This window comes from Brevibacillus thermoruber 423, assembly GCF_000454065.1.
In the GTDB taxonomy this organism is placed as follows: domain Bacteria; phylum Bacillota; class Bacilli; order Brevibacillales; family Brevibacillaceae; genus Brevibacillus; species Brevibacillus thermoruber.
The window spans coordinates 13,827-25,914 of sequence record NZ_ATNE01000017.1 but is presented as its reverse complement, the minus strand read 5'-3'; the positions used below and the strand labels follow the sequence as shown (position 1 = coordinate 25,914).

Below are 12,088 nucleotides of genomic sequence, written 5' to 3'. Positions count from 1 at the left end.
CAAGCCTGTTCCCCCGCTTCATTCGTCCTGCAGATTGTCAATCAAACCTGATCAAATCATGTGAAGGAGAGTGTTTCTCATGTCCAAAATGTTTTTCATCTTCCTGGCGTGCGTCATGGTGCTTGGCATCGGCGTCAGTTCCTACGGAAACGAACTCAGCCCATCGGCCAACCAATCGGCGGAACGTATCAACAATTCGGTCAGCTCGCTCAAATACGACACCAGAAGTGAACGGGTGCAGTTCCAAATGCAGGACGGCACTCCGTATACCAGCAACTGATGCTGAATCTTCAGGCGTTTCTCATCATCCTGGTCATGGTTGGCAGCCTGTGCGCGTTCATATGGGGGACCGACCCCCCGAAACAGTTGAAACAAACCCAACAGGAAAGGGTGTTCAGGGCAGCGACGTTCAGCTTTCATTAAAAAATGGGCGATCGCTGACCGGCTGTGATGGTCAAGACAAAGGTTTTTCTCATCTGCTTGTCTGTCATGATTGTGCTGTTTTCCGCCGTCGCCGCCTGCCAGATGTACGCGATGGAACGAGCGATCGCACGCGGAATTTTCGCCGATGTGCTGGATGACATGCAGGATATCGGCTATCTCGATCCGGCCCTTGCCGATTACTACCGGCAAAAGATGGCGGAGCTGGGCTGGGATGTGACGGGAGACGTGTTTGCGGGGAGCTGGCCGCAAGCGGAACAGCAGCGGGCCTTAAAAGAGCGAAACGAGATGGTCACGCTTACCCTCACCGTTCGGCCTTCCCGTGTCGCTCAATGGTTGAATCAGTTTGCGGAAGGCAATGCCGCGTTCTTTTTTACGGGCAGCCGTCCCTCCGAATATTTCGATCCGGGGTGGTAGTGTGAACAAAATCATTGCCGTGCTTGCATTGATGGTGATCGTCCTGCCCATAACCGTTCACCTGCTGTTGAGCGGCCCCGACAACCTCCTTTCGGCCTGCACGCGGTTTTTCGGGGACCTGCTGGAAAACGCGACGCGGTTTGGGACGGGCTGATGGGACAAGTCGTGGCGGTTCTTCTCAATGTGATGGTGCTTCTGCTGGTCCCACTGGGTATCCTGCAGATTCATACCGTGGTGCAGACGCATAACGAATTGTTGGAGGTGAGCGCTGCCGCCGCCAAATACGTCAGCAATCACGGGGGCGGCAGCGATGCGGAAGTGATGGCTGACGTCCGTTCCTTTGTCTCGCGGGAACTGGCGGAGAAATCGTTTTCCCTGCCGGACGGAGAGCTGTCCGTCCGCATCACCAGAACGCGGGCGGCCGATCCGGTATTGTGGAGTCACGAAGACGAATTTTTGCTGCAGGTGGAAGTCCCCTATCCCCGCCTGACCGAACTGCTTCCCGGAGGCAGCGAAACGATGCGGGTCGAGCGGTACGGGACGATCAATATCATGGATTACGATTTATGAATCGGTCTGCGAATGAGGCGGTCAGCCCAATAGAATGGCGGCGCCCATGGGAAATGGCTGCCGAACCGTTTCGGAAGGGAGGGGAGGCTTACGGGCATCAATGTGCTGTCCATTTCGGCCCTGCTGTTATTTCTGCTGGTCGGTCTGTTTGTCGTCGACGCCGACATCGCCATGCAGAAAAAAACGGAAGTCAAAACGCTGTTGGAACTGGCCAACCATCACGCTACCTTTGCGGTCGAGCCGGTGTTGAAGACAGAGGGCGTCATTGATCTGATCGAGGAAGAGGCGCTGCTCCGCTTTGACCAGCGCATGCGGGAGAACGGCGGCTATCGCCGGGAAGGAAGCGCCTACGTGCCTGCCGCCGACAGCGTCACTACCGATCCGCTGCGGTTTGTTCGCCATTACGTCGACTTTCGTTCCTGGCGCAAAGACCTGCAGCTCCGGCTGCGGTACGACGGAGCCGCCCTGATCCTGGAGCAGGCGGTAACCGGCGCAGAGCGTCCGTCCGGCGGCCATCTGCAGATTGCGGTGGTGACCGAGCGGGGAGAGGAACTCCGGCTTGCCCCGAAAACAATGGTGGGCCCCTCCCATGTGGTAGTCGCGTACGTCGACGAACGTCCGTTTCTGCCGGTGCTGCCCGCTCACGCTTTTCCCGTCGTCAGCGTCGAGGAGTTGAAGCGGTAATGCCGCCTTCGTGACCATCGCCAATCTTCGACTTTTTTCTCCATGCATCCCGTCTTTCCGGGATGTTTTTTATGTAAAGAAACAAAGTCAGCTCGACCTAAAAATGGCAGCGCTTCCATCAACTATTTGCATATACTAACGTTAATATTCTGTAAACAGGGAGGAATTGCCCAAGCTTTGTCGAAATACGCATACAGTAACGCATCCGAGAACACCTGGCTGAACCTCAACGTGAATATCCATTCCAGAGAAGTGAGGGTTGCATATGACTGTGAGTACCTCCACTTTCCAGTCTACTCCCCGTCGCTGGCGGGAAGTCGAAAAGCAGTTGGGAATAACCGTGCCCCGCTCGTTGCGGTCTGACACGTCAGCCCTGCTGTTTCTGGAAAACGTCGCTGCAACACCCATGTTGGACAAAGAGGAAGAGCTGGACTGCCTGGTTCGCTATCAGCGTGACGGCGATTTGAACGCCCGTGAGACGCTGGTGCGGGCCTATTTGCGCTATGTGGTCAGCACAGCCCTGCGCCATTTGAAAAAGGGCATGCCGTTTATGGATTTGATTCAGGAAGGGACGATCGGCCTGTTCACCGCCATTGACAAGTTTGACGTGAGCCGAGGGGTCCGTCTCTACCATTATTCACACTGGTGGATTTCGCAGGCGATCACCCGCGCGATTAACGATAAAGGCACGCTGATCCGCATTCCCGTTCACATGCACGAGCAGATTCGGCAGTATCAAAAGCAGGTGATCCACCTGGCCCACATGCTGAACCGCACGCCGGAGCGGCAGGAAATTGCCGCCTGGTTGGACATCCCCGTGGAAAAGGTGGAAGCGATCGAGTATGCGTTGATGCTGAAAATGGAATCGATTGATGCTGAACTGGATGACGAACCGAACTCGTTTGATCACGATGACGAATGCCTGAGCTACGCGGAGATCGTGGATGACGGCGAGGTGTCGCTGGAGGACTGGATCGAGAAGATCGATCTGCGTGCCCACATGCGGGCCGCGCTGGAACGGCTCAGCCCGCGCGCCCAAGAGATCATCGCCATGCGCTACGGCCTGTACGACGACCAGGTCTACACGCTGGAGGAAGTAGGCAGGATGTTCGGCCTCACCCGCGAGCGCATCCGCCAGATCGAGGCGACCACCATCGATCGGCTGCGCAAGCAAAAGTGTTCCCGCGTGCTGAAAGAATACCTGACATGACAGCGATTCTATACAAAACGCATCCCCTCGCTCGCCGAGGGGTTTTTTGTTGGGAGATACCACCTGTCCGGCTTGTTGGGGCACTCACTGGCCAAGCCGCCGGTCCACAGCGTGTACCGCAGGGATGCTAAATACTGCCCGGATTGGGCGGGAAGCTGCCGCTTTCCCTATTCGCCACCCCCACCAAACGCCCCAAACGTCGCCTTTTTCTGTCGGTGCTCCGCGCTGCACCCCTCGGCTTGAACGGTACCGGTTCTCTTGTGGTACACTACTTCTTGCAGACGTCATGGCAAAAGGAGGATCGCTGCATGAGCGATTATTTGATACGGGCGACCGGGTTTGACGGGCATGTGCGCGCGTTTGCCGCCCGGACGACCGGCATTGTGGAAGAAATGAGACGCCGCCACGACATGTGGAACACGGCGGCGGCGGCCGCGGGGCGGACGTTGACCGTCACCCTGATGATGGGGGCCATGCTGAAAGGAGACGAGCGGCTTTCCGTCAAAGTAAAAGGGGGCGGGCCGATTGGGCAGATTATCGCCGAGGCCAACGCCCACGGAGAAGGCATCGCGTACGTGACCAACCCGCACGTCCACTTCGAACTGAACGACAAGGGCAAACTGGATGTGGCCCGCGCGGTCGGCACCGACGGGTTTTTGTACGTGGTCAAGGACCTGGGGATGAAGGAGCCGTACAAGGGCAGTTCCCCGATCGTCTCCGGTGAAATCGGCGAAGATTTCACCTACTACTTTGTCACCTCGGAGCAAACCCCGTCCGCGGTCGGCGTGGGCGTGCTGGTCAACCCGGAAGATCGCTCCGTGCTGGCTGCCGGCGGATTTATTCTGCAGCTCATGCCGGGTACGCCGGACGAGGTGGTGAGCCAGATCGAAGAGCGTCTGGGGCAGCTCCCGCAGGTCTCCCGCATGATCGGGGAAGGACTGACGCCGGAGGAGATTCTGGCGCGCGTGGTGGACGAGCCGAAAATTCTCAGCCGGACCGACATTCAGTTCCGCTGCACCTGTTCGCCGGAAAAAGTGAGCCAGGCGCTGGTCAGCCTGGGCCGGGAGGAAATGACGGCCCTGATTGAAGAGAAGGGCGAAGCGGAGGTCCACTGTCATTTCTGCAACGAGCGCTACCACTACGATAAAGCGGCGCTGGAGGAGATTCTGCAGGAGATGTAAACCCGTCTTGGGGGAGGGAAAGGTGTGACGAACGCCAAAACGCTGTGGACGCTGATCGGAGCGCTGGTGGTGCTGCTGCTCGTCGTGAGCTGGTCCTGGTACCGATCGTCCGCCGCCTTCCACCCGGCGGCGGTCGTCGGGGAGCGGACGATCAGCGAAGCCGACTGGGTGGCGATGCTCAAACAGAAGTACGGACAGCAGGTCCTGGAGGACATGATCAACCGGGAAGTGGTTTTTCAAGAGGCGAAGCGGCTGGGCGTCACAGTCGATCCCAAGCGGGTGGAGGACGAGCTGGCGCAGATTCGTGAGAGCTACGGCAGCCGCACCGACGCCGAGTTTCGGGAGGCGCTGGCGAAGCAGGCCGGCACCACGTTGGACGCGCTGCGGCAGGAGATTGCCTACCAACTGCTGTTGCAGGAGCTGGCCATCAAGGATATCGCTATCAGCGACGAGGAGCTGCTCGCCTTTTACAGCAGCCATCCGGAGCGCTACGCCCGGCCGATGCAGGTGCGGCTCCTGCAGATCGTGGTCGCCTCCCGCGGCGAGGCGCAGCAGGTGCTGAACGAACTGAACGGCGGCGCCAACTTCGCGACGCTGGCCAAAGAGCGGTCCATCGATTCGCTGACGGCGGCCAACGGTGGCGACGCAGGGTGGGTGACGCTGAACGATTCCCGGCTTCCGGAAGCGGCCAAAGAGGTGATCGCGTCGCTGGGGATGCAGGTGAACAGCGAACCGGTGGAGACCGACGGAACGTTCGCCATCTACCGGATCGTGGATCGCAGGGAAGCGGAACAGGTGACGTTTGAACAGGCCAAGGACGAGATTCGCCGGGAGATGGCGCTCGCCCAGGTGGAATCCCTGGATGTCGTTCTGGAGCGTTTGCGGAAAGCGGTCGGCGTCCAGGTGTCTGGGCAAATGCCTCATTGACCGGCTGGGCATACCTTGTTATAATTATGCCAATAAAACCTAGTATTTTACTCGGTTATAAAAAGGGGGATGGACACAATGCGTGTCGCCAATTCCATTACGGACCTGATCGGGTATACGCCGCTGGTGAAGCTGAACCGCGTCGTCAGCGCTGATATGGCCGACATTTACCTGAAGCTGGAGTTTTTCAATCCGGGCAGCAGCGTCAAGGACCGGATTGCTCTGGCGATGATCGAAGCCGCCGAGGCGGAAGGCAAATTGAAACCGGGAGACACGATTATCGAACCGACGAGCGGCAACACCGGGATCGGCCTGGCCATGGTGGCGGCGGCCAAAGGATACCGCGCCATCCTGGTCATGCCGGAGACGATGAGCATTGAGCGGCGCAATCTGCTGCGCGCCTACGGAGCAGAGCTGGTGCTGACACCGGGCAGCGAAGGCATGGGCGGCGCGATTCGCAAGGCGGAAGAGCTGGTGCGGGAAAATCCTTCCTATTTCATGCCGCAGCAGTTCAACAACCCGGCCAACCCGAAAGTGCACCGGGAGACGACCGGTCGGGAGCTCTTGGAGCAGGCAAAAGAAATCGGCGGGATCGACGCGTTTATTTCCGGCGTCGGCACCGGCGGGACGATCACCGGCGTCGGTCAACTGCTGCGCGAACATTACCCCCATGTCCACATTGTCGCAGTGGAACCGGCCGCCTCGCCCGTCCTGTCCGGCGGCAAACCGGGCCCGCACAAGATTCAGGGCATCGGTGCCGGCTTTGTACCGGCAATTCTGGACACCAATGTGTATGACGAGATCATCAAGGTAGAAAACGAGGAAGCCTTCGAAACGGCACGACGCGTCGCCCGCAACGAAGGGATTCTCGGCGGCATTTCTTCCGGTGCGGCCATTTTCGCCGCGCTGAAGGTGGCGCAGAAGCTGGGCCGGGGCAAAAAAGTGGTGGCGGTCATTCCGAGCAACGGTGAACGCTACCTGTCCACCCCGCTGTATCAGTTTGAAGAATAGGACGGAACGAAACGTCGGCTTGCGGCCGGCGTTTCATTTTTGCATGCGATTCGCTCCGCGCAGCCAATAAGTAGCCGCCAAAAGTCCCCGGTGGTTGTGGTATGCTGGAGGCGAAAATGCAGAATGACGGAGCGTGAATTGATTTGATCCTGCCATCCTTTACCGACATCCAGAAGTATGCCGGCGAGTATCCGTACGTCCCGCTCGCCGTTCGCCTCGCCTGGCCGGACCACCTGGACCCGTGGGAACTGCTGAAGGCCCTGCAGCCCTCCCTTGAGGGGGCGGCGCTCTTGGAGAGCGGACGAGCCGGCCGCTTTACCTACCTCGCCTGGCAGCCTGTCGCGGTGATGCAGAGCAAGGACCTGCAAACCACGGTCGCGTTCGCCGACGGCCAAACCGAACGGATTACAGGGAAAAACCCGCTGTTTGCGCTTCGCGAGCTGCTGGCCCGCTACCGGACGCCGGTTGTGCCGGGGCTGCCCGACTTTTGCGGCGGCGCGTTGGGATACCTCAGTTACGACATGAACCGTTTTTTTGAACCGACCCTGCCGCAGATCGCCGCAGACGACTTACGGCTGCCCGACCTGTATGTTATGATAGTGCAAGACCTTCTTGTCTTTGATCATGCGACGCGGGAATGCTTCTGCCTGACGCACCTGCCGACGAGCGGATTGACGGAAGATTCGTACCGCGACGCGGCGGAGCGCCTGTCACGCCGGGCCCGCGAGCTTACATCCCTGACGCGGGACGCGGAGGCGGACAACACCCACTGGGACGCGCTGCGCAAACGGCCGCTGGAGTCGGCCACCCCGGCCCAGGTGTCGTTTGCCCGGGAACAGTTTGAAGAGGCGGTGCGCCGCGTGCAGGCGTACATTGCCCAAGGGGACGTGTTCCAGGTGAACCTCTCGGTGCGGCAGAGCAAACCGATGCGGGTGGCGGCAGCGGACGTCTACGGCGTACTGCGCAAGCTGAATCCGTCGCCGTACATGGGCTACCTGCACTTCCCCGAGTTTCAACTGGTCAGCGGCTCGCCGGAGCTGCTCATCAAGGTAAAGGGCGGCGCAGTCAGCACACGGCCGATCGCCGGCACGCGTCCGCGGGGGCAAAACGACGCGGAGGACGAGGCACTGGTGCGCGAACTGGTGGAGAACGAGAAAGAGCGGGCGGAACACGTCATGCTGGTCGACCTGGAGCGCAACGACCTCGGCCGGGTATGCCGGTACGGCAGCGTGCGGGTGAGCGAGTTCATGGTCGTGGAAAAGTACTCCCACGTCATGCACATCGTCTCCCATGTGGAAGGAGAGCTGGCGGAGGGAAAAGACGCGTTTGACGCGGTCGCGGCCGCGTTTCCCGGCGGGACGATCACCGGTGCGCCCAAAGTGCGGACGATGGAGATCATCGAGGAGCTGGAACCGGTCAAACGGGGTGTCTACACCGGGTCGATCGGCTGGTTCGGGTTTAACGGCGACGTGGAGGTCAACATCGCCATCCGTACCATGGTGGTCAAGGACGGCATGGCCCACGTGCAGGCGGGAGCGGGCATCGTCATCGACTCCCGTCCCGAGGCGGAGTACGCCGAGTCGCTGAAAAAGGCGGAAGCGTTGTGGAAAGCATTGGAGTTGAGTGAGCAGAGAAAGGCGAGTCGAGAGGAGTTGAGCGTATGATTTTGATGATTGACAACTACGATTCCTTTACCTACAACCTGGTGCAGTACGTGGGGGAGCTGGGCGAGGAGCTGCAGGTCGTCCGCAACGACAAGATCACGCTGGAGGAGATCGAGCGCCTCGCGCCGGACTACCTGATGATTTCGCCGGGGCCGTGCACGCCCAATGAGGCGGGCATCAGCATGGAGGCCATCCGCCATTTCGCCGGCAAAATCCCGATGCTGGGCGTATGTCTGGGCCATCAGTCGATCGGGCAGGTGTTCGGCGGCAAGGTCGTGCGCGCCGAGCGGCTGATGCACGGCAAGACGTCCGAGGTGTTTCACGACGGACAGACGATCTTTCGCGGCATTCCCTCCCCGTTCACGGCGGCGCGCTACCACTCGCTGATTCTGGAGGAGGCGAGCCTGCCTGAGGTGCTGGAAGTGACCGCGCGGACGGCGGAAGGGGAGATCATGGCCGTGCGCCATCGCCATTACCCGATCGAAGGCGTGCAGTTTCACCCCGAGTCGATCATTACCCAGCACGGCAAACAGCTCCTGCAAAACTTCTTGGACACGTACGCGAGACACACGGCAGGATAACGCATAGATACAGACGCTGAGCATACGAAACCGCCCGATCCACTCGGGCGGTTTTTTACGTTTCGACAATGGGACTGCCGGAACCGTCCTTTCCGCAGCCCAACCGGCCAGGGTGAGCAAAAATATAAAAGATAGGTTGATATGATCTTGAAAATGACTATTTCAGAAAATTCGTATTATTAAATCATACATTCTTTCGCCCGCATCGCGTCCACGGCCAATGCTCATCCCGCAAATTGAAACCCCTTACATTTTTGGATCACACACATTGCGGTTAGCCAATCTGACGCGCTTCCGGCAGTGGACAAATAGGGAAATGCTTGCAATTTCCGGGCGGGGAGAAAAGGAGGTGACGTACGGTCCGGCCGGTTGGCGGCGTGTCAGGGACACGATCATCGGGAGCCGGCAGTACCCCATCCATTTCTGGCATGTATCACCCATACGTTGAAGGAGGGAAGAAAATGTCGACGGTTGACGGCACCAGTGCGCTTTCCGCTGATAACGCGACCCACGTCGTTATCAGCCGCCGACAGATGGTCACGGCGTCCGTGGCGTCTTTGTTGGGATGGTCTTTGGATCTGTTTGACTTGTTCATCCTTCTGTATGTAGCTCCCGTGATTGGCACGCTGTTCTTTCCTGCAGACGTTCCGACGCTCTCCCTGGCGGCCGTGTATGCGTCGTTCGCCGTCACCCTGCTGATGCGGCCGATCGGCTCCGCGGTGTTCGGTTCCTATGCAGACCGGCACGGTCGGAGGCGGGCGATGATTGTTGCGGTGACCGGGGTGGGCATCTCCACCGCGCTGTTCGGAGCGCTGCCGACCGTGCAGCAAATTGGAGCGTCGGCGGCTGTGCTGTTCATCATCCTGCGGCTGGTCCAGGGGATTTTTGTTGGCGGCGTGGTCGCTTCGACACACACCATTGGCACCGAGTCCGTTCCCCCGAAGTGGCGCGGATTCATGTCGGGTCTTGTCGGAGGAGGAGGGGCCGGCCTGGGAGCCCTGCTGGCTTCCATCGTGTACTTTCTGGTCTCTGCCGCTTTTCCGGGGCCGGCCTTTCACGAGTGGGGATGGCGGTTCATGTTTTTCACCGGACTGATCAGTTCGGTCCTGGGTCTGTTTGTCTTTCGAGCGCTCGAGGAGTCTCCGCTGTGGATGCAATCGAAACAACAGTCGGCAGGAGCCGCGAAGCCGGTGGTCTCGCCGGTGCGAACGGTCTTTTCGCAGTACTTCACGGTTTTGCTGGTCAACCTGCTGCTCGTCATCGGAGGCGGCACCGCCTATTACCTGACCTCCGGGTACCTGCCGACGTTTCTCAGCGTCATCAACAAGCTGCCGAGCGGGACCTCCTCGATGGTGCTCATGGGGGCCAGCGTGATGGCGATCATATCGGCGGTCTTGTTCGGATCGCTCAGCGACGTGTTCGGCAGGAAGAAGATATTCATGTTCATCGGCGTTCTCAACCTGCTTGTTCTGCCCTTCCTCTATTTGGGACTGGCAGACGCTGCATCCCTGCCGGCCATTGCGTGTTACGCGCTGGCCCTGGCGTTTCTGGGAAATGCGGCGTATGCGCCCATCCTCATTTTTCTCAACGAACGGTTTCCGACCGTGATCCGCTCCAGCGGAACCGGGTTGTCCTGGAACATGGGGTTTGCGGTCGGGGGAATGATGCCGACGTTCGTCTCGCTGGCCAGCAGAACGACAGCCGACATCCCCTATTCGTTGATGTACTTTTCCATCGGGGTGTTCGTCCTGTATCTGATTGGCAGTCTGGTCATCCCGGAAACAAAAGGGAAGTTCGACTGATCCGGTGGCGGAATCCGGTGCAAGCAGGGCGGGCAACAGACGTGTAACCAGTTTCAAGTGGAGGCGAACCTGTTTCAGAGAGTATGGACTGATGGTGTCCGTTCGCCAATCTGACAACAGACGGAGGGGACGCATGTTTGCCGTAACGGAACAAAAACCTGTTGTGTACTACAACTACGTGGGGGGAGAATGGACGGAATCTTCCTCAAAAGAGCGGTTGGAGTCGTATAACCCGGCCACCGGCGAATTGGTGGGCTGCGCGCAGAACTCCACCGTTGCAGACGTGGAGCAGGCGATCGACGCGGTGTACCAGGCATTCCAGCACAGCGATTGGGGCTGCAATCCCAAACGCCGCTATGAGGCGCTGCTCGGATTGGCGCACAAAATCGAAGAGAATCTGGAGCGCCTGGCCGTGCTGCTGACCTGCGAGCAGGGGAAGACCATCCGCGAGTCCCGCCTTGAACTGGCCGGCTGCGTGGACACCTTGAAATACTTCGCGGGTGCGGCGCGCGCCGTGTTCGGCCGCTCGATCCAACTGGAGCCGGGGAATTTCGGCGTGATTGCCAAGGAGCCGATCGGCGTGGTCGGCATCATCTCGCCCTGGAACTGGCCGGCGCTGCTGATGATTCGCGAATTGGCCCCCGCGCTTGCTGCGGGCAACGCCGTGCTGGTAAAGCCGGCCAGCCTGACACCGGCCATTTCCGTGGAGATCGTGAAACTGATTGACGAAATCCCGCAGTTCGCCAAAGGCATCGTCAGCATGGTCACCGGCCCGGGCCGTTCGATCGGAGCAGCCATGGGAGGAAGCAGGAAAATCGACATGATCAGTTTTACCGGAGATACCTCGACCGGAAAGACGATCATGGAACTGGCCACGAGCAACATCAAGAAGCTCGCGCTGGAACTGGGGGGCAAATCTCCCAACGTGGTGTTTGAGGACGCCCGTTTGGATAAAGCGATTCCCCTGATTGGACGCTCCATTTTTATTTCTGCAGGCCAGATCTGCATGGCCGGCTCCCGGCTCCTGGTGCACGAGGCCGTCAAGGATGAGGTCGTATCCCGCCTGCAGGACTATGCCGAACGTCTCCGCGTTGGCAACGGACTGCATGAATCCACAGACATGGGACCGGTGATTTCCCAAACCCAACTGGATCTGATTGCCGAATACTGTGAAATCGGCCGCCGCGAGGGCAGGATCATTACGGGCGGTTATCGGTTGGAGGGCGGGGACTATGACAAGGGCTACTTCTTTGCGCCGACGATTATCGATGATCTGCCGCCCTCCTGCCGTGTCGTGCGGGAGGAAATTTTCGGTCCGGTTCTGGCCGTACAGACCTTTTCCAGCGAGGAGGAAGCGCTTGCCTTGGCCAACGATACCGACTTCGGCTTGTCGGCGGGCGTCTGGACCTCCGATGTGAACCGGGCGCTGCGCATGTCAAAGGGCATCAAAGCGGGAACCGTTTGGATCAATACGTACAACAAAAACTTTCCCGAGGCGGAATTCGGCGGTTACAAACAGAGCGGCTTGGGGCGTACGCGGGGCATTGACGGCTTGATGGAATACTGCGAGACCAAGCATATCCACTTCGAGATCGAGTAA

Annotated in this window: 13 protein-coding genes; all 13 read left to right on the top strand. The window is 59.3% G+C overall.

What is annotated here, in order from left to right; translation table 11 throughout:
- Nucleotides 1–79 precede the first annotated feature (79 nt).
- The 13 genes from M516_RS0103990 to M516_RS0103925 all read left to right on the top strand — a co-directional run bounded on the left by M516_RS0103990 (nt 80) and on the right by M516_RS0103925 (nt 12,088).
- Nucleotides 80–280 (top strand): hypothetical protein, encoded by a 201-nt coding sequence (locus M516_RS0103990; protein WP_029097970.1) that lies wholly within the window; start codon nt 80–82, stop codon nt 278–280.
- 209 nt (nt 281–489) lie between these two features.
- Entirely contained in the window at nt 490–858 is a 369-nt protein-coding gene (locus M516_RS0103980; RefSeq protein WP_238550912.1) for a hypothetical protein, read from the top strand.
- A 1-nt stretch (nt 859) separates the two neighbouring features.
- Nucleotides 860–1,012, top strand: coding sequence for a hypothetical protein (locus M516_RS25415; protein ID WP_162836733.1), 153 nt, complete (start codon nt 860–862; stop codon nt 1,010–1,012).
- Nucleotides 1,012–1,428: a hypothetical protein gene (locus M516_RS0103970; RefSeq protein WP_029097968.1), complete on the top strand. Its 417-nt coding sequence runs from the start codon at nt 1,012–1,014 to the stop codon at nt 1,426–1,428. The genes M516_RS25415 and M516_RS0103970 overlap by 1 nt, the downstream gene beginning before the upstream one ends.
- 120 nt (nt 1,429–1,548) lie before the next feature.
- Nucleotides 1,549–2,112 (top strand): hypothetical protein, encoded by a 564-nt coding sequence (locus M516_RS0103965; protein ID WP_029097967.1) that lies wholly within the window; start codon nt 1,549–1,551, stop codon nt 2,110–2,112.
- A 265-nt stretch (nt 2,113–2,377) separates the two neighbouring features.
- The gene (locus M516_RS0103960) at nt 2,378–3,322 is read left to right on the top strand and encodes a sigma-70 family RNA polymerase sigma factor (RefSeq protein WP_029097966.1); all 945 of its coding nucleotides are present in this window, start codon (nt 2,378–2,380) and stop codon (nt 3,320–3,322) included.
- 308 nt (nt 3,323–3,630) lie between these two features.
- Nucleotides 3,631–4,503 carry an Hsp33 family molecular chaperone HslO gene (gene hslO / locus M516_RS0103955; RefSeq protein WP_029097965.1) on the top strand — a complete coding sequence of 291 codons (873 nt, stop codon included), beginning with the start codon at nt 3,631–3,633 and terminating at the stop codon, nt 4,501–4,503.
- Between the two features lie 24 nt (nt 4,504–4,527).
- Nucleotides 4,528–5,430 carry a peptidyl-prolyl cis-trans isomerase gene (locus M516_RS0103950; protein WP_029097964.1) on the top strand — a complete coding sequence of 301 codons (903 nt, stop codon included), beginning with the start codon at nt 4,528–4,530 and terminating at the stop codon, nt 5,428–5,430.
- Between the two features lie 78 nt (nt 5,431–5,508).
- On the top strand, nt 5,509–6,441 hold the full coding sequence (cysK, locus tag M516_RS0103945) for a cysteine synthase A (protein ID WP_029097963.1): 933 nt from the start codon (nt 5,509–5,511) through the stop codon (nt 6,439–6,441).
- 143 nt (nt 6,442–6,584) lie between these two features.
- Nucleotides 6,585–8,105, top strand: a complete 1,521-nt coding sequence (locus M516_RS0103940; RefSeq protein WP_420796314.1) for an anthranilate synthase component I family protein — start codon at nt 6,585–6,587, stop codon at nt 8,103–8,105.
- Complete coding sequence (pabA, locus tag M516_RS0103935) at nt 8,102–8,686, top strand: aminodeoxychorismate/anthranilate synthase component II (RefSeq protein WP_029097961.1); 585 nt, start codon at nt 8,102–8,104, stop codon at nt 8,684–8,686. Before M516_RS0103940 ends, pabA begins: the two co-directional genes overlap by 4 nt.
- 461 nt (nt 8,687–9,147) lie before the next feature.
- Nucleotides 9,148–10,488, top strand: coding sequence for an MFS transporter (locus tag M516_RS0103930; protein ID WP_029097960.1), 1,341 nt, complete (start codon nt 9,148–9,150; stop codon nt 10,486–10,488).
- A 133-nt stretch (nt 10,489–10,621) separates the two neighbouring features.
- A complete protein-coding gene (locus M516_RS0103925; protein WP_044898857.1) occupies nt 10,622–12,088 on the top strand; it encodes an aldehyde dehydrogenase family protein in 1,467 nt (488 codons plus the stop codon).